The sequence below is a fragment of the Allonocardiopsis opalescens genome, from assembly GCF_003002095.1.
GTDB lineage: Bacteria > Actinomycetota > Actinomycetes > Streptosporangiales > Streptosporangiaceae > Allonocardiopsis > Allonocardiopsis opalescens.
The window spans coordinates 55,599-76,198 of sequence record NZ_PVZC01000005.1; the positions used below are offsets into that span (position 1 = coordinate 55,599).

General features: G+C 74.4%; 19 protein-coding genes. 8 read left to right on the forward strand and 11 right to left on the reverse strand.

Going from position 1 to position 20,600, the window contains the following annotated elements; all coding sequences use genetic code 11:
* Window positions 1-135 precede the first annotated feature (135 nt).
* From CLV72_RS17220 to CLV72_RS17230, 3 genes are read right to left on the reverse strand one after another with little or no spacing between them, the layout of a single operon-like run.
* Window positions 136-1,653 carry a tripartite tricarboxylate transporter permease gene (locus CLV72_RS17220; RefSeq protein ID WP_245930273.1) on the reverse strand — a complete coding sequence of 506 codons (1,518 nt, stop codon included), beginning with the start codon at window positions 1,651-1,653 and terminating at the stop codon, window positions 136-138.
* Between the two features lie 8 nt (window positions 1,654-1,661).
* A complete protein-coding gene (locus CLV72_RS17225; protein ID WP_106247282.1) occupies window positions 1,662-2,177 on the reverse strand; it encodes a tripartite tricarboxylate transporter TctB family protein in 516 nt (171 codons plus the stop codon).
* Entirely contained in the window at window positions 2,174-3,184 is a 1,011-nt protein-coding gene (locus tag CLV72_RS17230; RefSeq protein WP_106247285.1) for a tripartite tricarboxylate transporter substrate binding protein, read from the reverse strand. Before CLV72_RS17230 ends, CLV72_RS17225 begins: the two co-directional genes overlap by 4 nt.
* A gap of 136 nt (window positions 3,185-3,320) precedes the next feature.
* Between CLV72_RS17230 and CLV72_RS17235 the strand changes: the two genes are divergently transcribed.
* The 3 genes from CLV72_RS17235 to CLV72_RS17245 all read left to right on the forward strand — a co-directional run bounded on the left by CLV72_RS17235 (window position 3,321) and on the right by CLV72_RS17245 (window position 6,647).
* Window positions 3,321-4,214 carry a LysR family transcriptional regulator gene (locus CLV72_RS17235; RefSeq protein WP_106247288.1) on the forward strand — a complete coding sequence of 298 codons (894 nt, stop codon included), beginning with the start codon at window positions 3,321-3,323 and terminating at the stop codon, window positions 4,212-4,214.
* Window positions 4,215-4,350: 136 nt separating this feature from the next.
* The gene (kdgD, locus tag CLV72_RS17240; protein ID WP_245930312.1) at window positions 4,351-5,256 is read left to right on the forward strand and encodes a 5-dehydro-4-deoxyglucarate dehydratase; all 906 of its coding nucleotides are present in this window, start codon (window positions 4,351-4,353) and stop codon (window positions 5,254-5,256) included.
* A gap of 50 nt (window positions 5,257-5,306) precedes the next feature.
* Window positions 5,307-6,647, forward strand: coding sequence for an enolase C-terminal domain-like protein (locus CLV72_RS17245; RefSeq protein ID WP_211302919.1), 1,341 nt, complete (start codon window positions 5,307-5,309; stop codon window positions 6,645-6,647).
* Window positions 6,648-6,750: 103 nt separating this feature from the next.
* On the opposite strand, the gene CLV72_RS17250 is transcribed toward CLV72_RS17245, so the two are convergent.
* Window positions 6,751-7,572 carry a TetR/AcrR family transcriptional regulator gene (locus CLV72_RS17250; protein WP_106247292.1) on the reverse strand — a complete coding sequence of 274 codons (822 nt, stop codon included), beginning with the start codon at window positions 7,570-7,572 and terminating at the stop codon, window positions 6,751-6,753.
* 70 nt (window positions 7,573-7,642) lie between these two features.
* Here CLV72_RS17250 and CLV72_RS17255 point away from each other — a divergent pair, with 70 nt between their 5' ends.
* Genes CLV72_RS17255 through CLV72_RS17265 form a run of 3 tightly spaced genes read left to right on the forward strand, consistent with a single transcriptional unit; the run spans window position 7,643 to window position 11,322 of the window.
* Window positions 7,643-9,397 carry a right-handed parallel beta-helix repeat-containing protein gene (locus CLV72_RS17255; RefSeq protein WP_106247295.1) on the forward strand — a complete coding sequence of 585 codons (1,755 nt, stop codon included), beginning with the start codon at window positions 7,643-7,645 and terminating at the stop codon, window positions 9,395-9,397.
* A 2-nt stretch (window positions 9,398-9,399) separates the two neighbouring features.
* Window positions 9,400-10,173, forward strand: a complete 774-nt coding sequence (locus tag CLV72_RS17260) for a VOC family protein (protein WP_106247297.1) — start codon at window positions 9,400-9,402, stop codon at window positions 10,171-10,173.
* A 60-nt stretch (window positions 10,174-10,233) separates the two neighbouring features.
* On the forward strand, window positions 10,234-11,322 hold the full coding sequence (locus tag CLV72_RS17265) for a hypothetical protein (protein ID WP_106247300.1): 1,089 nt from the start codon (window positions 10,234-10,236) through the stop codon (window positions 11,320-11,322).
* A gap of 75 nt (window positions 11,323-11,397) precedes the next feature.
* Here CLV72_RS17265 and CLV72_RS17270 read toward each other — a convergent pair whose 3' ends face one another.
* Window positions 11,398-12,261, reverse strand: a complete 864-nt coding sequence (locus CLV72_RS17270) for a helix-turn-helix transcriptional regulator (RefSeq protein ID WP_245930274.1) — start codon at window positions 12,259-12,261, stop codon at window positions 11,398-11,400.
* Window positions 12,262-12,399: 138 nt separating this feature from the next.
* Between CLV72_RS17270 and CLV72_RS17275 the strand changes: the two genes are divergently transcribed.
* Window positions 12,400-13,263, forward strand: a complete 864-nt coding sequence (locus CLV72_RS17275; RefSeq protein WP_106247303.1) for an oxidoreductase — start codon at window positions 12,400-12,402, stop codon at window positions 13,261-13,263.
* Window positions 13,264-13,407: 144 nt separating this feature from the next.
* Here CLV72_RS17275 and CLV72_RS17280 read toward each other — a convergent pair whose 3' ends face one another.
* Both CLV72_RS17280 and CLV72_RS17285 read right to left on the reverse strand, forming a co-directional pair.
* Window positions 13,408-14,139: a hypothetical protein gene (locus CLV72_RS17280; RefSeq protein ID WP_106247305.1), complete on the reverse strand. Its 732-nt coding sequence runs from the start codon at window positions 14,137-14,139 to the stop codon at window positions 13,408-13,410.
* 468 nt (window positions 14,140-14,607) lie between these two features.
* Window positions 14,608-15,255, reverse strand: coding sequence for a class I SAM-dependent methyltransferase (locus CLV72_RS17285; protein WP_106247308.1), 648 nt, complete (start codon window positions 15,253-15,255; stop codon window positions 14,608-14,610).
* 471 nt (window positions 15,256-15,726) lie between these two features.
* On the opposite strand from CLV72_RS17285, the gene CLV72_RS17290 reads away from it, so the two are divergent.
* Window positions 15,727-16,035, forward strand: a complete 309-nt coding sequence (locus tag CLV72_RS17290) for an ANTAR domain-containing protein (RefSeq protein WP_170141011.1) — start codon at window positions 15,727-15,729, stop codon at window positions 16,033-16,035.
* 58 nt (window positions 16,036-16,093) lie between these two features.
* Here the strand turns inward: CLV72_RS17290 and CLV72_RS17295 are convergent, their stop codons facing one another.
* The 4 genes from CLV72_RS17295 to CLV72_RS17310 form a co-directional block, all read right to left on the reverse strand.
* Complete coding sequence (locus CLV72_RS17295) at window positions 16,094-16,720, reverse strand: TetR/AcrR family transcriptional regulator (protein ID WP_106247314.1); 627 nt, start codon at window positions 16,718-16,720, stop codon at window positions 16,094-16,096.
* Window positions 16,721-16,722: 2 nt separating this feature from the next.
* Window positions 16,723-17,541 carry a hypothetical protein gene (locus CLV72_RS17300; protein WP_106247317.1) on the reverse strand — a complete coding sequence of 273 codons (819 nt, stop codon included), beginning with the start codon at window positions 17,539-17,541 and terminating at the stop codon, window positions 16,723-16,725.
* 323 nt (window positions 17,542-17,864) lie between these two features.
* Complete coding sequence (locus CLV72_RS17305; protein WP_106247320.1) at window positions 17,865-18,803, reverse strand: ABC transporter ATP-binding protein; 939 nt, start codon at window positions 18,801-18,803, stop codon at window positions 17,865-17,867.
* A gap of 136 nt (window positions 18,804-18,939) precedes the next feature.
* Window positions 18,940-20,580 (reverse strand): FAD-dependent monooxygenase, encoded by a 1,641-nt coding sequence (locus CLV72_RS17310; RefSeq protein WP_106247322.1) that lies wholly within the window; start codon window positions 20,578-20,580, stop codon window positions 18,940-18,942.
* Between the last annotated feature and the right edge of the window lie 20 nt (window positions 20,581-20,600).

Here is a 20,600-nt window from a genome sequence, read left to right on the forward strand (position 1 = left end):
GGGCCGCCGCCAACCGGCACACCTTCGCCACGATCTTCGCCCGCGACCTGCTGGAGCCCGGCCGGCGCGCCCACTACCGGGAGCTGGTCGGCGAACTGCTCGTCCGCTACCTGGCCCCCTAGCGCCGGCCGGCGCTCAGGCGTCCGTCCGCTCCGCGACCCGCTCGGGCTCGCGGCGCCGCGAGCGCAGCAGCCCGCGCACCACCGGCACCAGGATGACGGCGGCCAGCAGCGCGAGCAGGGTGCCCGAGATCGGCCGGGTGGCGAAGCCGGTCACGTCGCCGCCGAAGAGCAGCAGCGACTGGCGCAGCGAGGTCTCCAGCAGCGAGCCGAGCACGAAGGCGAGCACCAGCGGCCCCGGGTCGAAGCCGTACTTCTTCATCAGGTAGCCGACCAGGCCGAACACGATGACGAGGGCGATGTCGAAGGCGCTGTTGCGGATGGTGAAGACGCCGACCAGGGTGATCAGCACGGTGATCGGGGCCAGGATCGAGGCGGGCACCTGGAGGATCTTCACGAACAGCCCGACCAGCGGGATGCTCATGATCAGCAGCAGGATGTTCCCGATGTACATCGAGTTCACCACGCCCCAGAACAGCTCCGGGTCCTCGCTGACCAGCTGCGGCCCCGGTGTGACGCCCTGGATCAGCAGCGCGCCGAAGATCATCGCCATGGTGGCATTGGCCGGGATCCCCAGGGTGAGCAGCGGGATGAAGGACGAGGTGGAGGCGGCGTTGTTGGCGCTCTCCGGCGCGGCGACGCCCTCGATCGCGCCCTTGCCGAAGCGCTCGGGCGTCTTGGAGCGGCGCTTCTCCAGCGCGTAGGCGGCCAGCGACGACAGCACGGCGCCGCCGCCGGGCAGGATGCCGAGGAAGAAGCCGAGCACCGACCCCCGCCCGATCGCCCCGGCCGACTGCCGCAGGTCCTTGCGGGAGGGCCACACGTCGGCGACCTTGGCCGGAGCGGCCGCCCGCCGCCGCTCCTCCAGGTTGTACAGGATCTCGCCGAGCCCGAAGACGCCCATCGCGATCGGCACGAAGTCGATCCCGTCCGCCAGCGCCAGCGAGTCGAAGGTGAAGCGCTCGGCGCCGGTGAAGGTGTCGCGGCCGACGGTCGCCAGCAGCAGGCCCAGGCAGGCGGCGACCAGCGCCTTGACCCTGCCGCCGTTGCTCACCGTCGCCACCAGCAGGATCCCGAGCAGGGCCAGGGCGGTGTACTCCGGCGGCCCGAAGTCCAGGGCGAAGCCGGCCACCACGGGGGCCAGCACCGACAGGGCGACGATCGAGACCGTGCCGCCGATGAAGGACCCGATCGCGGCCACGCCGAGCGCGGTCCCGGCCCGGCCCTGCCGGGCCAGCGCGTTGCCGTCGAAGACGGTCACGACCGTGGACGCCTCGCCGGGCAGCCGCAGCAGCACCGAGGTGATGGTGCCGCCGTACTGGGCGCCGTAGAAGATGCCCGCGAGCATGATGATCGCGGTCACCGGCTCGATGCCGAAGGTGAGCGGCAGCAGGATCGCGATCGTGGCCGCGGGGCCGAGGCCCGGCAGCACGCCGACCAGCATCCCGATCACCACGCCGATCAGGCAGTAGACCAGGTTGGTCGGTTCGAGGACGACGCCGAACCCGTCGAGCATCGGGGCCAGGGAGTCCAAGGCCGCTCCTAGAAGAGGTGGGGGATCGGCACCGCCAGGACACCGACGAAGACGAGGTAGAAGGCGACCACGATCCCGGCGGAGGTCAGCAGGGACAGCCGCCAGGACTCCCGGCCGAGGAAGCGCAGCCAGCAGACCGACAGCAGCAGGGCCGGGATCTCGAAGCCGACCACGCCGATCACGGCGACGAAGCCGACCATGCTCGCCAGCCCGAACACCACCCGCCAACTCGCCGAGGAGAAGGCCTCGGCGTCGCGGGTCTGCCGGGCCCGCACCGCCAGCGCGATGCCGAGGCAGGTGATCGCGGTGCTCACCAGGAACGGCCAGGTGCCGGCCGAGGGCTCGGCCGCGCTGCCCAGCCCCAGCGGCACGGAGCCGGCGATCCCGGCGATCCCCAGCGCGGCGACCGCGGCCGCGGCCACCGCGTTGCCCAACGGCCCCGCCGGCGGCGGGCGGTGCTCGGCGTCCTCGGGCGGGGCGCCGGCGGCGGGGCCGTCCGCGCGTCCGGGTTCCGCGGCGGTCAACTCGCCTCGCCGAGGTCGATGCCGTACTCATCGATGGTGGCCCGGTAGCTCTCCAGGGCGGCGGTCCACTCCTCGACCACCTGCGCGCCGTCGACCTCGTGCGGGGTGAGCAGGTTCTCCTCGTTGAAGGTCTGGTACTGCTCGGAGGCGAAGGCGGTCTCGAATGCCTGCCGCAGCCGGTCCACCGTCGCCTCGGGGGTGCCGCCCGGCGCGACGATCGCGCGGAACTGGGAGACCTGGACGTCGTGGCCGGCCTCCACCGCCGTGGGGACGTCGGGCAGGTACTGGTTGCGCTCGGCCGCGAAGGTGACGAGCGGGGTCAGCTCGCCCGCCTCGATCTGCGCGATCGCCTCGCCGAGCTGGATGGAGGCGACGTCCACCTGGCCGCCGAGGACCGCGGTCAGCGCGGGCGAGCCGCCGTTAAAGGGGACGGCGGTGCCCTCGATCCCGGCCTGCGCGAACAGCAGTTCCTGGGACAGCTGGCTGCCGGTGCCGACGCCGGTGGTGCCGTACTGGATCTCCTCGGTGCTCGCGGTCAGGTCGTCGAGGCTGCTCAGGCCGGAGTCGGAGGCGGAGACCAGGACGTAGTCGTCCTGGGAGATCCCGGTGACGACCTCGTAGTCGTTGATGTCGACGGCCTCCTCCTCGGAGACCGCGAGCGGGGTGATCGCGATGAGGGAGGCGTTGATGACCATGATGTGCTGGCCGTTCGGCTCGCGGCCGGCCAGCTCGTTGGCGGCCAGCGCGCCGTTGGCGCCCGGGGTGTTCACCACCGGCATCGGCACGCCGAGGTCGTCGGAGGCCACCTCGGCGAGGGCGCGGCCGATCAGGTCGGTGCTGCCGCCGGGGTCCTGGCCGACCACCAGGGTGACCGGCCCGTTCGGGAAGTCCCCGCCGCCGCCGGAGAGGTTCCCGCCGCACGCGGCGACGGAGAGCGAGAGCGCGGCGATCGCAAGCGCGGTCGCCGTCCCCCGGCGTGCACGCCGCCGGGCCAGTGCCTGAGTCATGTGCTTCCCTTCGGTCCGCTGGCCGCCCCCCGATGCGCATTGTGAGCGCTGTCACGTAGGACGCTCGGCAGCCTAGGAGGCGGCTTCCATGCCTGTCCAAGGCAAATCAGGTATGAAGTGATACCTTTTCTGCATCATGTTCTCCTTCGACCAGCTGCGCGGATTCGTCGCCGTCGCCGAGGAGCTGCATTTCGGCCGGGCCGCCGAGCGGCTGGCCATCACGCAACCGCCGCTGAGCCGCCAGATCCAGAAGCTGGAGCGCTCGATCGGCGTGCAGCTGTTCGAGCGGGACCGGCGGCGGGTGGAGCTGACCGCCGCGGGCGCCGCCTTCCTGGTCGAGGCGCGCCGGCTGCTCGCCCTGGCCGACGGCGCGCCCGACCTGGCCCGCCGCATCTCGGCCGGGTCGAGCGGAACGCTCAAGATCGGCTTCACCGCCGCCTCCTCGTACGGCACCCTCGGGCGGCTGCTGAACGGCCTGGAGGAGGTGCTGCCGGAGATCGACATCGAGCTGTTCGAGATGGTCACCCGGGAGCAGGTCGCGGCGCTGCTGCGCGGCGAGGTGGACGTGGGGCTGGCCCGGCCGCCCTTCGACGACACGGCCTTCGGCTCCCGGGTGCTGCTGCGCGAGCGGCTGCTGGTCGCGGTGCCCGACGGGCACCCGCTGGCGCTGCGGGGCGGACCCGTCACCGGCGACGACCTGGTCGGCCTGCCGCTGATCATGCACTCCCCGACCCGGGCCCGGTACTTCTACGACCTCATCGTGGGGCTGCTGCCCATCGCGCACCAGAACGTGGTGCACACGGCCAGCCAGATCCTGACCATGGTCTGGCTGGTGGCGGCCGGGCGCGGGATCGCCTTCGTGCCCGAGTCCGCGGTCGGGCTCGGCGTCGCGGGCGTCGCCTACCTCGAACTCGCCGGCCTCGGCGACACCCGGGTCGAGCTGCACCTGCTGTGGACGCGGGAGTCCCAGAACCCGGCGCTGTGGCGGGCCCTGGACGTGTGGCTCGCGCAGCAGGCCGACGCGAGCTGATGTCCGTCCGGTATCAGTTGATGCCCAACGAGTCTTGGACAGCATCGATCACCGCTCCCTACGGTATGGCGACACAGCCCGGGGCCCGGTCCAGGAGCACCCCGATCCGCCGAACCAAGGACGACGCGTGAGTCTGATGCACCCCGGTGAGCTGGCCGACCGGCTAAGGTCCGGCCTCCTGTCCTTCCCCGTCACCCACTTCGACGCGGAGCTCGCGTTCGACGAGGGCCGCTACCGCGAGCACCTCGCCTGGCAGGCGAGCCACGGCGTGGCCGGGCTGTTCGCCGCGGGCGGCACGGGCGAGGGCTTCTCGCTGACCCCGGCCGAGATCGACCGGGTGGTCCGCACCGCGGTCGACGAGGTCGGCGGCACGGTGCCGGTGCTGGCCCCGGCGACCGGCGGGACGGCGAGCGCCGTGGCCCAGGCCCGCGCGGCCCAGGAGGCCGGGGCCGACGGCGTGCTGCTGCTGCCGCCCTACCTGACCGAGGCGCCGCAGGCCGGGCTGGTGGAGCACGTGAGCGCGGTCTGCGCCGCCACCGACCTGGGCGTGATCGCCTACAGCCGCGCCAACGCGGTGTACACCGACGAGACCGTCGCGGTCCTGGCCGCCCGCAACGCCAACCTGATCGGGCTCAAGGACGGCGTCGGCAATGTCGAGACGATGGCGCGCGTGTACGCCAAGGTCGGCGAGCGGCTGATCTACATCGGCGGGCTGCCCACCGCCGAGACCTTCGCCCTGCCGCTGCTCCAGCTGGGTGTGAGCACCTACTCCTCGGCCCTGTACAACTTCCTGCCCGAGTTCGCGCTGGACTTCTTCGCGGCGGTCCGCGCCCAGGACCGGGAGGCGGTCTACCGCAGACTGAACGACTTCGTGATCCCCTACATCGACATCCGGGACCGCTCTCGCGGCTACGCGGTGTCCATCGTCAAGGCCGGGCTGACCGCGGTCGGCCGCGACGGCGGCCGGGTCAGGCCGCCGCTGAAGGACCTCACCGCGGCCGAGGCCGAGGAGCTGTCCGCCCTGATCAAGCGGGTCTCCTGAGCCCCGCCCCGCAGACCCGACCCGTCCGACCCAGCGCAGGAGGAACCCAGGTGCCCGTTCATGGCCGGCGGACGCCCACGGTGGCGAGCGTCGAGGTGGTGCCGGTGGCTGGGCACGACAGCATGCTGCTGAACCTCAGCGGCGCGCACGGCCCCTTCTTCACCCGCAATATCGCGGTGGTGACCGACAGCGAGGGCAGGACCGGCCTCGGGGAGGTGCCGGGCGGCGAGGCGATCAGGAGCATCATCGCCGAGGCGGCCGGCATGCTGGTGGGCCGCCCGGTCGCCCGGCTGAACCGGCTGCTGCGCGAGGTCGGCGACGCCTTCGCCGGACGCGACGCCGCCGGGCGCGGCGAGCAGACCTTCGACCTGCGCTCCACCGTCCACGCCGTCACGGCGCTGGAGTCGGCCCTGCTCGACCTGCTCGGGCAGCACCTGGAGGTGCCCGTCTGCGAGCTGCTGGGCGAGGGGCGGCTCCGGGACCGGGTGCCGGTCCTCGGCTACCTGTTCTTCATCGGCGACCGCCGGGCCGCCCCGCTGCCGTACCTGGCCGAGGCGGAGCCCGCGGACGCGTGGGAGCGGCTGCGGCGCGAACCCGCGCTGGACGCCGATGCCGTGGTGGCGCTGGCGGAGGCGGCGCGGGAGCGCTACGGCTTCCGCGACTTCAAGCTCAAGGGCGGCGTGCTGGCCGGCGAGGAGGAGGTGGCGGTGGTGCGCGCCCTGGCCGCCCGCTTCCCCGACGCCCGGATCACCATCGACCCCAACGGCGCCTGGTCGCTGGCCGAGGCCGTCCGGCTCTGCTCGCAGTTGCGCGGGGTGCTCGCCTACGCCGAGGACCCGTGCGGCGCGGAGGGCGGCTACTCGTCCCGGGAGGTGATGGCGGAGTTCCGCCGGGCCACCGGCCTGCCGACGGCCACCAACATGGTCGCCACCGACTGGCGGCAGCTGGCGCACAGCGTCCGCTCGCACGCGGTGGACATCCCGCTGGCCGACCCGCACTTCTGGACCATGCGCGGCTCGATCCGGGTGGCCCAGCTCTGCGACGACTTCGGGCTCACCTGGGGCTCGCACTCCAACAACCACTTCGACATCTCTCTGGCCATGTTCACCCACGTCGGCGCCGCCGCCCCCGGCGCGATCACCGCGCTGGACACACACTGGATCTGGCAGGACGGCCAGGCGCTGACCCGCGAGCCGCCGCGCATCGCCGAGGGCGCGATCGAGGTGCCGGCCGCGCCGGGACTCGGTGTGGAACTCGACCGGGAGGCGCTGGCCACGGCGCACGAGCTGTACCTGGAGCACGGCTTGGGCGCCCGCGACGACGCCGCGGCGATGCGCCACCTCGTCCCCGGCTGGACCTTCGACCCCAAGCGCCCGGCGCTGGTGCGCTGAGGCCGGATCCCGTCCCCGGCCCGGCCTACGGCGCCGTGCCCGCGCTCATCGTGGCCGCAGTGCCCGTGTCGGAGCCGCGCGCCGCGGCCGCCCCGGTCGGCGGTCAGCCGCTCCGGCGGGCGCGGTAGGCCCGCTGGCGGCAGGCGGGCGAGCAGTAGCTGCGCGGCCGGCCCGCGGCGGGGCGCTCGACGGGCCTGCCGCACACCTCGCACTTGCTTTCGTCACGGCTTTCGTCACGGACGCGGGCCTCGATCCCGTCGAGCACCCGCTGCAGGCCGAACTCGAAGGGGTCGAGCGGAGTGTCGTAGGCGCCCTGCTCGTACAGGCGGCTCAGGGTGGGATAGCGGTCGAAGTGCGCGAACAGGGAGTCGCGCCGGTTCCACCACTCCTGGTCGCTCACCCCGGTGCTGCGCTCGGCGCGCACCGCCACCGCCGACTGGCGGGCCGCGCTGCCCGCCAGTCCGGCCAGCAGCTCCACCGACGCGACCACCTCGGCGGGCGGCAGGCCGGTGCGCGCCACGATCTCCAGTCCGCGCTCGAAGGCGGCCACGGCGCGCGGCCCCGGCACGTGCCGGACGTCGACCGTCTCCACCAGCCACGGGTGGCGCCGGTACGCCTCCCGCTCCCGCCTGGCCCAGGTCTCCAACTCCGCGCGCCACTCGGCGGCGCCTTTGGCGCCGGACGGCTCGTGCTCGTCGTGGACCGCGTCGCGCATGAGGTCGAGCAGCTCCGTCTTGCCCGGCACATGCCGGTAGAGCGCCATCGTGGTGAAGCCGAGCCGTTCGGCCAGCCGCCGCATCGAGACGGCGGCCAGCCCCTCGGCGTCGGCCAGCTCCACCGCGGCGCGCACGATCCGCTCCAGGCTGAGGCCGCGGCGGGCCCCGGTGCCCCACAGCAGCTCCGTACTGCGCTCGGGATCGGCCATCCACTCCCCCTTGTCATGTATATGCTGTCTACCAGAAGTGTACGTTGTAGACATACGAAGGAGGAGTCCGATGATCTTCGTCGACCCGTCTGGCGACGATGCGGGACCCGGCACCGCCGAGCGGCCGTTCGCGACCCTGGAGCGGGCCCGCGACGCGGCCGCGCCGGGAGACGTGGTCCAGCTCAGAGCCGGCACCTACCGCCTCGCCGACACCTTCCGGCTGTCGGCCGAGCACTCCGGCGTCAGCTACCAGGCGTACGGCTTCGGCACCGGCACGCAGGAGGAGGTGGTGCTCAGCGGCGGACGCCGGGTCACCGGCTGGACCGCCGGCGCCGACGGCACCCACCGCGCCGAACTGCCCGGCCCGGCGCCCCGCCAGCTGTACGTGCGCGGGCGCCGCGCCGAACGCTCCTCCGTCCCGCTGGCGGACCAGGGCCTGGTCCGCACCGCGGACGGCTACACCGTCGACGGCACCGGGCCTCAGTCCTGGCGCGGCGACGTGGAGATCGTCTACCGGGGCGCCTATCCGTGGTCGGAGGCGCGCTGCCCGGTGGCGTCCGTCTCCGGCGACGCGCGCTCGACCACCATCGAGATGGCCCGCCCCGCCTTCGAACGCGCCGCGCGCCTCTACCACTGGGTCATCTCCTGGCAGAGCCCCGACGCCACCGACACCGGCGGCGAGGACGCCTACGCCGTCGACTCCCCCACCTCCGCCGAGAACAGCCCCGCCTTCCTCACCGACGGCACCTTCGCCACCGAAGGCACGGTCGTGCACCTGCGCCCGCACCGCGCCGACGAACTCGACGACGTGGTGGCGCCGGTGCTGGAGACCCTGGTGCACGCACGCGGCGCGCACGACATCGCCTTCCGCGGCATCACCTTCGCCGAGGCGACCTGGCGGCACCCGTCCTCGCCCATGGGCTTCCTGCACTACCACGGCAACGGCTACGACGACGGCACCGGAGATCTCCAGGTCATCACCTTCGCCGAGGGGCAGGGCCAGGTGACCGTGCCGACCGGCGAGGCGAGCATCCCCGGCAACGTCCTCTTCGAGGACTGCTCCCGGGTCACCCTGGCGGGCTGCCGCTTCACCCGGCTCGGCGGTGTCGCGCTGGAGTTCCGCGGCGCGGGCACCGGGAACGCCGTGCTCGGCGGCGAGATATCCGAGATCGCGGGCGGCGGCCTGGTGATCGGCGCCGGGGCGCGCGAGCACCGCGTGGCGGACACCCGCGTCCACCGGATCGGCCTGGACTACCACGGATCGCCGGCCGTACTGGTCACCGGCTCCGACGGCACCGTCATCGCGCACAACGAGATCCGCGAGCTGCCGCACGCGGGCATCGTCGTCTACGAGGGGCGCGGCACCCAGGTGCTGAACAACCTCGTCCACGACACCATGCGGGTGCTCGCCGACGGAGGCGGTATCTACCTGTCGGGACCGCAGGGCGGCTCCTACGCCAGCGGCGCGCTGGTCCGCGGCAACGTCGTCCGCGACACCGTGACCCCGTGGAACTTCGCCCTGTACCCCGACTACGGCGCCGCGTGGGTCACCGTCCAGGGCAATATCGTGCAGCGGGCCGACAAGGCGGCCGCGCTGGAGGTGTCGCCGCCGCAGCGGCACGTCGCCTTCGTCGGCAACCTGTGGGACGCCGACCCCGGCCCGGCGCCCGCCGGCACCCTGCTCGCCGACAACAGGGTGCTCCCGGCCGACGCCTTCGACACCGACCCGGTCGCCGCCGACATCGCGGCGGCCGCCGGACCCCGTCCGCCCCGCGAGCACGCGGCGGGCGACGAGCACGCAGCGGCCCGCGCGGGAGGGGAGTGACCATGCCGGACTGGACCACCGTCCCCATCCTGCCCTGCGCGGACATCGACGAGATCATCGACTTCTACCGCCTGCTCGGCTTCGAGCGCGGCTACCGGCAGACCCGGCCGAACCCCAGCGCCAGCGTCGCACGCGACGGCATCGAACTGCAGTTCGCCGCCATCGACGGCTTCGACCCGGAGTCCTCCTACGGCTCGTGCATCATCGCCGTCGACGACACCGCCACCGTGTTCGAGGAGTTCGCGGCCGGCCTCCGCGCCGCACACGGCAAGCTGCCGCTGGCCGGCATCCCGCGCATCACCCGCCCCCGCCGCCGACGCAACTCCGGCCCCGCGCCCGGCTTCACCGTGGTCGACCCCGGCGGCAACTGGATCCGCTTCTTCACCAGGCCCGGCAGCACACCCGCCCCGGCCGAAGAAGTTCCGACCGGACCGCTCGCCCGGAGCCTGGAGAACGCCGTCGTACTCGGCGATTCCAAGGGCGACACCCGGCAGGCCGCCAAGATCCTGGACGGCGCCCTCGCCCGGCACGGCACCACCGCCCCAGCGGCCGCCCTGGTGACCGCCTTCGCCTACCGAGCCGAACTGGCCATCAGACTGGACGACCCCGGCACGGCACGCACCCTCCTCGACCGCGTCCGAGCCACCCCCTTGGACGCCACCGAACGCGCCCGACTCACCGACACCTTGGCCGCGGCGGCCGAGCTGGAGAGCGCCATCGGGACGATCGCCGAACCGGCGCCGGACCCCGGTGCGGCCCGCCACGACAGCGGGTGAGGCGCGCGGACTCGTATGCTCTCTGTCCACGGTCGCCGCGACGGGAAGGGGGCGTCCGGCGTGGTGCGGGACGGAGCGGAGCCGGCGCGGGCGGCCGCGCCCCAGCCGGGCGGCTGCCTTGAGCTGCTGGTCGTGCTGCGTAGCGGCGTCACCCTGGTCACCTGGTGGCTCTGCTCGGCGGTGCTGCTGGGCGTGCTGGCGCTCGGCGGGGACGGGCCGGGCGGGGTCGACGGGCTGATCGCGGTCACCGGGGTGCTGGCCGTCGCGGGGCCCGTGCTGCTGTACGTGTTGGTCAAACCGCTGTGCCTGGCCGGGCGGCTGCTCGCCCGCCGCTTCGGCCGGCACCGGGTCACCGGCGCCCTGGTCCTGCTGTACGTGCTGGTCATCGTGGCGGCCGCGCTCGCCGGGCTGGTGGACGGCAGCGCCGGAACGGGTGTCGGCGTCGGCGTCCTGGCGGCGTCCGTGCTGACGCCCCCGGTGGCGGTCTACGCCGCGCTGCGCCGCGACCGGCTGCCCGAGGACGGCGAGGCCGCCGCCCAGCGGGCGCGGGCGGCCGGGGCCCGCCGCCAGGACCTGGCCTGGCGCGCGAAGCTGCGCGACTACACCGGACGGGCGCCCGCCGTCCGCTTCGGCGACGAGGTGCTGCACCGGGAGCGGATGCCGCTGGCCTGGACCCTGCTGTGCCTGAGCGGATACGCCGCCGGAATCACCTGGATGTGGGTCGACCTGGACGCCCCCGACCACCAGGACCTCACCGCGTGGCTGCTGATCTCGGGGGTGCTGCTGCTGTTCCCGGTGGCCCCGCTGCTGATCGAGCCCGCCATGAAGTTCCGCTACAACCGGATCACGCTCACACCGGAGGTGCTGAGGGTGGGGCGGCACCGCGTCGCCGTGGCCGAACTGCTGCCCGGCCGGACGGCGTCGGCAGCGCCGGGCGCCCCGCCGCCCGCACCCTTCCGGGCCGCCGCGCGGCAACCCGGCCGGCTCCTCCGGCTCGGCGGCCGCCCCCAGTGGTCGGGCGCCCCGATGGGCTGGACGACCGTGTTCATCCCCACGACGCGCGACGACGTCCTGGCCATCGCGTCCCGCCGCCCCGAACGGCTGACGGCCGCCCTGTCCCGCGTCGCGGAGCGGCAGACCGTGGGCTGAGCGGACCGGTCCGGCACGTCCCCGCCTACGCCCCGCTGTCGGCTCCGGCCACCGCCGCCCACGCGCATCAACGCCTTACGGCACCCCGCCCGTGCGCTCGTCGCGCCAGCGCACGGCCAGCTGGGTGCGGCTGGTGCAGCCGGTCTCGGCCAGGATGCGGGTGAGGTGCTTCTTGACGGTCTCGGTGCTGATGAACAGGCGCTGGGCCACCTGCTGGTTGGTGAGGCCGTCGACGACCAGCGCGGCGACCTCGCGCTCCCTCGGGGTGAGGCGCCACGGGCGGTCCGTCGCCGAATCGCGGGCGCGCAGCAGGTGCTCGGCGGCGATCGGGGCGAGGTGCCGCCGCAGCGAGCGCATGACCGCCAGGTCGCGCGGCGCCGCGCCGCTGGGGTCGCGCACGGCCACGCCCACGTACAGGGCGCCCCAGGGGCCGCCGTCGACGACCATGCTCATCTTGTCGGGGATGCCGTTGGGGCGCAGGAAGTGCTCGACGTAGCGGCGGTGGGCGTCGGCGAGGGTCAGGTCGGCCAGGGTCAGCACGCCCCGCTCGGTGAGCAGCCGCATGGCGTCGGCGGTGAGGAAGGGGTCGTCGGCCGCCCACCGCGCGGTGTACTCGTCCAGGAAGTCCGGCGAGTACCCGCTCTTTATGCCGCCGCCGTCGCGCATGGCCTCGGCGAGGGTGGCGCCGTGCAGCACGGCGAGGGTGGTGTAGCCGAACCAGCTCTGCAGCGCGTGCAGCAGCCTCTCGCAGAAGACGGCCAGGTCAGGGGCGCGGTCGACCGCTTCGAGGATGCCGACGAGCCGGCGGTAGTCCTCCAGCGCGAGCGCTTCGCCCGCCGGGAGCGGCCGTGCGCGGCGCGGCGACCGGTCGATCACCATGTAGGACTTGCGCGGGGCGGCGACCCGCGACACCGCGGACCTCGTGTGCTCTGCGGCCATGACGCCCATTATCCGCTCGCGCCGGCATCCGCGCCGCCCAGACGCGTCTTCCACCTTTGGGCCGTACCGCTCGGCGGGGCGGGTCGGCATGATCGTGAGTCGCACGAGGTATCGCGATCTCCAGGAGAGCACACCCGTATGAACGACCGTCCGAAGGCAGAGACCGCCGCCCGCACCACCCGGCGCTGGTTCATCACCGGCGCCAACAGCGGGCTGGGCGCCTCCTTCACCCGCGCCGCCCTCCGCGCCGGCGACACCGTCATCGCCGCCGTGCGCCGCCCCGAGACCGTCGCCCGGCTCGTCGAGGAGCACCCCGGCCGCGTCTCGGTGGTCCGGCTCGACGTCGCCGACCCCGAGCAGTGCCGGCAGGCCGTCCACCAGGCGCTCGCCGACGGCGGCCAGATCGACGTCCTGGTGAACAATGCGGGCTACGGCCTGGTCGGCGCCGTTGAGGAGACGACGGAGGAGGAGCTGCGCGACGGCTTCGAGGTGATGTTCTTCGGCGCCATGCGGCTGGTCAGACTGCTGCTCCCGCACATGCGCAGGCGCGGCAGCGGCGCGATCGTGCAGGTCAGCAGCATGGGCGGGCTGATGACCTTCCCCGGCAACGGCGCGTACTGCGCGGCCAAGGGCGCCCTGGAGCAGGCCAGTGAGGCGCTCGCCGCCGAAGTGGAGCCGCTGGGCATCCAGGTCCTGATCGTGGAGCCCGGCGCCTTCCGCACCGAGTTCGCCGGACCCGCGCTGCTCGCCAGCGCGGAGATCGACGACTACGCCAAGACCGTCGGCGCCGTCCGCGCCCGACTCGCCGCCGCCGACGGCACCCAGCCCGGCGACCCAGACAAGGCGGCCGCCGCCGTCGTGTCCCTTCTCGGCCGCCACGACGCGCCCCTGCGCCTCGCCCTGGGCGCGGACGCCGTCCAGGCCATCCGCGCCAAGCTGGCCGCCGTGACCGCCGACCTCGACCGCACCGCGGAGCTGAGCCACAGCACGGCCATCGACTAGTCCGGACCGCCGCGCCGCGTCCGGGGGCCCGGGCGCGGCACAGGCGTGCCCGCAGGGCCGGGCGCCCGGACGCCGGACCCGGTCGGCCGGAGCCTTCAAGGTGCGATGCGTCGATGCGGAAGCCCCGGGCCCCAGCCGACTCGCTCAACGGAATGGCCGGCCGGACGGGACCTGGCTCCTGCCCGGCCCTGCCTCAGGCTCCGCGGGCGGCAGGTAGGGGCCGAAGTGCTCGGCCAGCAGGTCGGCGACGGCGGCCGCGTCGCGGGTCCCGTCCACCTCGATCACCCGGATGCCGAGGCGGCGGGCCGAGCGCACGGCGTCGTCGGCGACGAGGCGGTCGCGGGCCAGCCGGTTGCGCTGCGCCCGCTCGGGATCGCTGAGGCCGAGGCCGAGCCCCGACGCCCGCGGCATCCGGCGCGCCTGCTCGCGGCGGAACTCCTCGGTGGGGACCATCACCACCATCCGCCGCGGCGAGTCCAGGAGCGGCGCCACCAGTTCGGGCCGCAGCCCCCACCCCTCCGCGATGACCGGCCGTCCCGACACCAGCGCCCGCAGGTCGTCCAGCGCCCAGCCGAAGCGGACCGGGAACCCCGCCAGCGTCTCGGCGGCCATCTCCTCCGGCGCGGTGCGCACCCAGACGTCCTCGGGATCGGGACCGGCGGGCGACCGGCCCGCCCTGACCCGATGGGCGACCCGCCGGTCGTCGTGCGCCCGGGCATCGTGGAAGTCGTAGTGGTAGACGGTCACCCCGTACCGTCCGGCCAGCGCCCTGGCCGCGGTCGACTTCCCGGCCCACTGCCCGCCCCCGATCCACAGCGCCCGGCGCAGTGTCCCGAACGGATCCCACACCCCGCCGCCGTCCGGCCGCTGGTCCATACGACGCCTCCGATCACGGGCACCCGGGTGCGACGCCGCGCGTCCACGGGCATGCGGATGCCTTCTGACGAGGATGGCAGGCATCGGGTCGGTCCTGATGACCATGGATCGTTTCCCGAGGGGCGATGGACCGGACACCGCGCTCCACGCTCCCGAACCGGGTAGACCGCGTGGGTGGCCGCGAGCGTCGCGGACAACGCCCGGCCCGTCACGGCCGCCGGACCGCCGGTCGGGCGGGTCGGCCATGGGTCCCGGTGACGTCGTGGCCGGTTCGGGACGGTGCCCGACGGAGCGTGTCCGGGCGCGTCGGTGACGCGCGGGATCGAGAGCGGTCGCGGGCCGCCGATCGGATGCCGTCACCGCGGGGCGGCGCGCACCCGGTGCGCGCGGCCTGGCGCATGCGCGCTATGGGCCCCAGGGCCGAGGCCGTCCGCTGGACCGTCCCCGAGTTCCCACCGCCCAGGGGGTTCAGGCGCGGGCGTCCGTGGCCGCAGGACGGGCACCGTCGCGGAAGACGAGCAGGTAGCGCCAGAAGAGCAGCCTGCGGATCGTACAGCCCGGCAGCAGCGCCGCCGCCTCGGCGCGGACCTGACGCAGCGGCATCAGCGGCGGTCGTACCGGCGCCTTCACGCGGGTCCGGGCGGCCGGAGCGCGGCGCAGTGCATCCCCCGCCGCGACGGCGAGCCGGGCGGCGGCGTTGACCGGCACCGCCGGCAGGCTCCACGCCAGATCGGCCGCCGTCCGCTCCGGATAGCAGCCCAGGATCACCAGCACACCGCCGGGCGCGAGCGCCTCCCGCAGCGCGGCGACCGTGCCGAAGGGCACGTGGTGGATGCTCGCCAGGCACGAGATGTAGTCGTACCGGCCCGCCGGCAGCTCCATCCGGGTGATGTCCCCCTGCTCGAAACGCGGTCCGCCGTCCGTCCCGGCCGACAGCGCGCGGGCCACGGCGATGACCTCCGCCGCCGGATCGACCGCGTCGACCGCCACCCCCAGCCCGGCCAGCCGCCGCGCGAACCGCCCCGTCCCGCACCCGACGTCCAGCGCCGTCCGGCACCCGCGCGGCACGAACCGCAGCAGCAGCCGGTGGTAGTGGTCATTGTGGTCGAACGGCACCGTCCGACTGTGCCACAGCACCGCCCGCCGCGCGTCCGGCCGGCGTCGCGGCGTCCCGTCGAACCTGGAGGGGCGGGCCGACACACGCTGCGGCCGTGGTGCCGTCGCGTCGCCGACGCTCAGGCGCGGACTCAACGCGTCGCGGCTCCGGCCGGGCACCGGCGGCCGTCCCGTGCCTCGGTGGCCGGAACGGTGTGGTCGTGGTCGGGATGGGCACGAACGCACGAGCACGGGTGCTGAGCGGTGGTCCATGCGTGTGAGCAGGCCCCGGACAAGGACGGGTCCCAGGCAGCATGGCCGTCCCGCCTCTCGACGGCCGGTGCGCTCGCCGAGTGGCTGGATGGTCCGGTGTGGAGGGTGCCAGGGCGGCCGCGTGGCAGGGCTTTGGTGTAGGAGCGGTTCAACCGGGCATGCCGTGAGCCTCCGGTCGTTGACGGCGTCGTCGGTTCGCCGGCGGAAAGGGGGATGTCCGTGACGCACTCCATCGCTTCCCAGCAGACACTAACGCGGCACGACGAACCCGTGCCGCCGGCCAAGGACTCGCCGGAATGCGCGTGCGAGGCCACCATCGCCGATCTCAAGGCGGCGCTGGTGTCCGCCGCGGTGATCAATCAGGCGGTGGGGGTGCTGATGGCGCAGTCGGACTGCGATGCCGACAGCGCCTTCTCGATGCTCGCCCAGGCGTCGCAGCGCACCAACCGGAAGGTGCGCGTGGTCGCCGAGTCCATCGTGGCGCGCTACGCGCGGCCTCCGCACGGCCCGGAGTGGTTCGACGGGTGAGGGCGCCGCACGCCGGAGGGCGTGGGCCGACTGCGAGCCGCAAACCAGCAGCCGTGAATCAGCTGCGGGCCGCGCGGCGGGTGAGTTCGATCACGGCTTGGGCCGCTTCGGTGAGGGAGTAGCGGGGGTCGGCCAGGGACTCCGCTACGACGGCGTCGATGGCGCCGCTCAGGATGATCGCGTGGGTGCGGGGGTCGATGTCGTCGCGGTACTCGCCGGAGGACTTGGCGGCTTCGATCAGTTTGGCGAGCGGTTGCCGGCGGCCGGGTGAATCGGGGGTGTCGGCGATGCCGGTGGCGTTGGCGTCGTCGAGGGCTTCGACGATCATGCGGGTGTGGTCCGGGTGCCGGTCCATGTGGCCGATCAGGGCCGATATGTAGGCTTCGACGGCCGCGGCGGGTGAGTCGGCGGCGTGGATGGCCGCCGCGACCTGCTCGGTGAGGGCGGCCATGACGGTGTCGTAGGCGGCTCTGATGACGGCGTTCTTGGTGTCGAAGTGGTAGAGCACCGCCGCCTTGGAGATGGACGCGGCGGCCGCGATGCGGGCCAGTGAGGTGCCGGCGTAGCCGTGCTCGGCGATGAGTCCGATGGTGAGCCGGATGATCTGCTCCCGGCGGGCCTGCTCGGTGAGGGTGGGGGCCCGTCCGCCGCTGGTGTCGGCCGCGCGTCTGGGGGAACGGGCCATCGTCAGGCGTCCTTCCGTCGGAACCGGGAGTCGGCGATGCTGAGCACGGCGCCCGTCCAGACCGCCAGGGACAGGAAGCCGGCCGGCGCGCCGATCGCCTCGGCGCCCACCGCGATGCCCGAGATGCTGTGCAGGGCGGCGAGCGGGGTGATCGGGGTGACCACGGCTCCGACTGCGGAGCCGAACCACCCGGCGATCGCCGACAGGACGAGGACGGCCAGCGGAGCCACGATACCGAGCGCGGTGGAGCGGAACGCGAACGCGGCCGCGACGGCCAGCACACCGTAGAACACGGGCATCAGCACGCTGCCGGCCAGCAGCCGCACACCGCCGTCCGCGAAGACGGCGCCGGCCGGCGCCCCGGCCGAGGCGCCCACGCCGAGGGCGACGACACCCACGGCCAGCGCGGCCGACACGCCGATGGCGGCGGCCGCCAGCGCGAGCGCGAGCACCTTCGCGGCCAGCAGCCGCCCCCGGCGCGGGGTGACGGCGAGGCTCTGCTGGATGAGCCCGGTCGCGTACTCGGATCCGACGGCGAGGGCGGCCAGCACGACCACGACCAGGGCGGCCGCGTCGATGCCCAGCGCCGAGGCGCTGAGCAGTTCGGCCGGCGCCACCTCGTCGATCGCGCGGCCCTGGGTGACCGGCAGGCTGAGGCAGAACACCAGCGCCGTCACCGGCGCGGCCGAGACGGCCAGGACGGCGAGCAGTCGCAGCGAGCGCTGCGAGCCGAGCTTGCCCAGTTCGGAGTGGAGCAGCGCGCGGAACGGCACCCGCCGCGCCTGGGTGGCGCTGGAACGGGGGACGGTCGGAACGGTCATGTGCTGAGCCTTTCGGTGCGGATGGGCCGTGCGGTTCGCGCTCGGCGCGGCGCCGGGGTGTTCGGATCGGCCGTGGACGCGCCGGTCGCTCGCGGCCGCCCTTGCGATGGGACCGGCCCGGCGAGACGGCAGGCCGGACCACGGCCGAGCGCGTTCGGACCGGAGTGCCCGGCGGGTCGCGGACGGACGTGCCCCGAGTCCGGCCCGAACCGCCGCTCGGCGATCCAGCGGAACAGAGGCCCGACAGACGACGGCGGACCCGAGGAAACGGACACCCGCGAGCGCGGCGGCACCCGCGCCCCCGCCAGCCCGTCCGGCGGCCGTCATCCGCTCGTCCTCTCCGACGTGGTGAGGTCCATGAAGGCCGCTTCGAGACCGGTGCGGCGCGGGGCGAGTTCGCGGAGGGCGACTCCGGCGCCGAGGGCGAGGCGGCCGATCTCCAGCGGGTCGAGGCCCGTGACGTCGAAGGCGTCCGGGGTGGCGGGGGCGTGCTCGACGCGGGCACCGCGCTGTCGGAGTTCGGGCACCAGCGCGCGGGCGCCCGGGCCGTCGACGCGGACGCTGCCGGCGGTGCGGGCGGCCAGCTCGGCGACACCGACGCTGGCGAGCAGTTCGCCCCGGGCGATGACGATGACGTGGTCGGCCGTCGCCTGCATCTCGTTCATCAGGTGGCTGGAGACGAGCACGGTGCCGCCGGCGTCGGCGAACTCCTTGAGCAGGCCGCGCAGCCAGACGATGCCCTGCGGGTCGAGGCCGTTGAGGGGTTCGTCCAGGATCAGCACGGAGGGGTCGCCCAGCAGGGCGGCGGCGAGCCCGAGCCGCTGGCGCATGCCGAGCGAGAGCGCGGCCGCCGGGCGGTCGGCCGCGTGCGCGATGCCGACGCGGTCGAGCGCGGCGCCGACCCGGCGGAGGTCGACGCCGGAGGCGCGGGCGATCCAGCCGAGGTGGGCCCGCGCGGTCCGGCCGGGGTGCACCGCCCCGGCGTCCAGCAGCGAGCCGACGACCCGGGTGGGCGCCGGGATGCTCGCGTAGGGCACTCCGGCGATCAGCGCGCGGCCGGTGGTCGGCCGGTCCAGCCCGAGGATCACGCGCATAGTGGTGGACTTCCCCGCGCCGTTCGGACCGAGGAATCCGGTCACTTTCCCCGGTTCCACGGTGAAGCTCAGATCGCGCACCGCGACGGTGGCGCCGTAGCGCTTGCCGAGTCCTTCGACGCTGATCGTGCTCTCCACCGGACGGCTCCCACCTGCGCCGAAGCGCATCACTGACCACGTGGTCAGTAATCTAACCGTCTGGTAAGTATGCGTCAAACGGCTCCTTCGGAGGGGCGCTCCTGCACGGCCCGCGCACCCACCGCGCGGGACGGACGCCCCGAGCGATCAGGACGGCACCGCCCGTTCACGCCACCCGCCCGCCCGCCGCCGGAGCGCCCCGCAGTCCCCGCAGGTAGCCGCGCACCGGCGCGAGGTCGAGGCTGTCGTTGCGGTGGGCGATGTACTTGTCCGGCCGGACCAGGTACAGGCTCGGGCGGCGGACGCCGTAGCGCCGGTGGGCCTCGCCGCGCAGGTCGGCGAAGACGCCCTCGGCAGGCCCGGGCGGCAGGTGCCCCCGGGTGACCAGGTGGACCGCGGCGTCCCCGTCGACCGCCTGCCGCGCCCGGGCCGTCCAGTCGGCGAGCGCGGCCGGGTCGGCCTCCTCGGCGGCGAACAGCAGCAGGTGGTGGCCGGTGCCGCCGAGGACGCGCCGCAGCGCGACCGGCCCGGAGCGCGTCTCCAGGTAGGCGTCGCGGGCGAGCTCGCCGGCCTCGGGGCCGGGCCCGGCACCGTCGTTCCACGCCCGGACGGGCCCGCCGCGCCAGTCCTGGGAGACCAGCTCGCTGCCGCGGTAGCCGACCAGGTGCTCGCCGAGGGCGTCGGCGAAGCGCCGCTGCACGGCGGTGAGGCGGCTGAGCAGCCTGAGCGCGTGCCGGCGGGCCCGCCGGACGACGAGCGCGCGGCCGGTGGCGACCCGGGTGGCGGCGGAGGTGGTGCCGATGACGGCCTCGGCGACCGGTCGCCGCTCCGCCCCGTAGCCGTCCAGGATGTCGGCGCCGCCCGTCGCGGCGAGCGCGAGCTTCCAGCCCAGGTTGTACGCGTCCTGCATCCCGGTGTTCATGCCCTGCCCGCCGATGGGGCTGTGGCTGTGGGCGGCGTCGCCCGCGAGCAGCACCCGGCCCCGGCGGAAGGTCTCCGCCAGGCCCTCGCGGGCGGCGAAGGCCGAACTCCACCGCAGTTCGCGCGGGCGCGCGTCCAGCGGCGTGCGCTCGGCGACGGCCTGCGCGAAGTCGGCGAGGCCCGGCCGCTCGGGCGGCCTCCCGCCCGGCGTACTGGCCAGCACGCGCCAGTGGCCGCCGGGCATCGGGAAGACGGCGAGCACGCCGCCGCGGTCGAAGTAGACGTGGAAGCGGTCGCGCACCAGGTCCCAGTCGGCCGCGACGTCGCCGAGGATGAAGCCGCGCCGCAGGTCGGCGGTCCGCCAGCGGATGCCCGCCGCCCGGCGCACGGTGCTGTGCGCGCCGTCGCAGCCGGCCAGCCACCCGGCCCGGACCCGTTCGGTACCGCCGTCGGGGCGGACGATCTCGGCGTCGACTCCGTCCCCGTCGGCGCGCAGGCCGCTCAGCCTGGTCCGCCACTCGATCGTGACGCCCAGCTCCTCGGCCCGTTTCCGCAGCAGCTCCGTGGTCCGCCACTGCGGGACGCACAGGTCCATCGGGAAGGGCGAGTCCACCACCGTCACGTCCAGGACGGCCAGCAGGGCGGTGCCCTGGTAGAAGTTGAGCGCGTGCAGCGGCAGGCCGTGCCCGATCGCGGCCTCGGCCAGCCCGAGGTCGTCGAGCAGTTCCAGTGAGCGCGCCGCGACCGCGACGGCCCGGCTTTCGCGCAGGTCCGAGGGGCCCGCGTCGACCACCCGGGGCAGCACCCCGCGCCGCGCCAGCTCGATGGCGAGCACCAGTCCGGTCGGCCCGGCTCCCGCGATCAGCACGTCGGTGTCCGTCCTCATGTGCCACCTTCTTAGAAAAC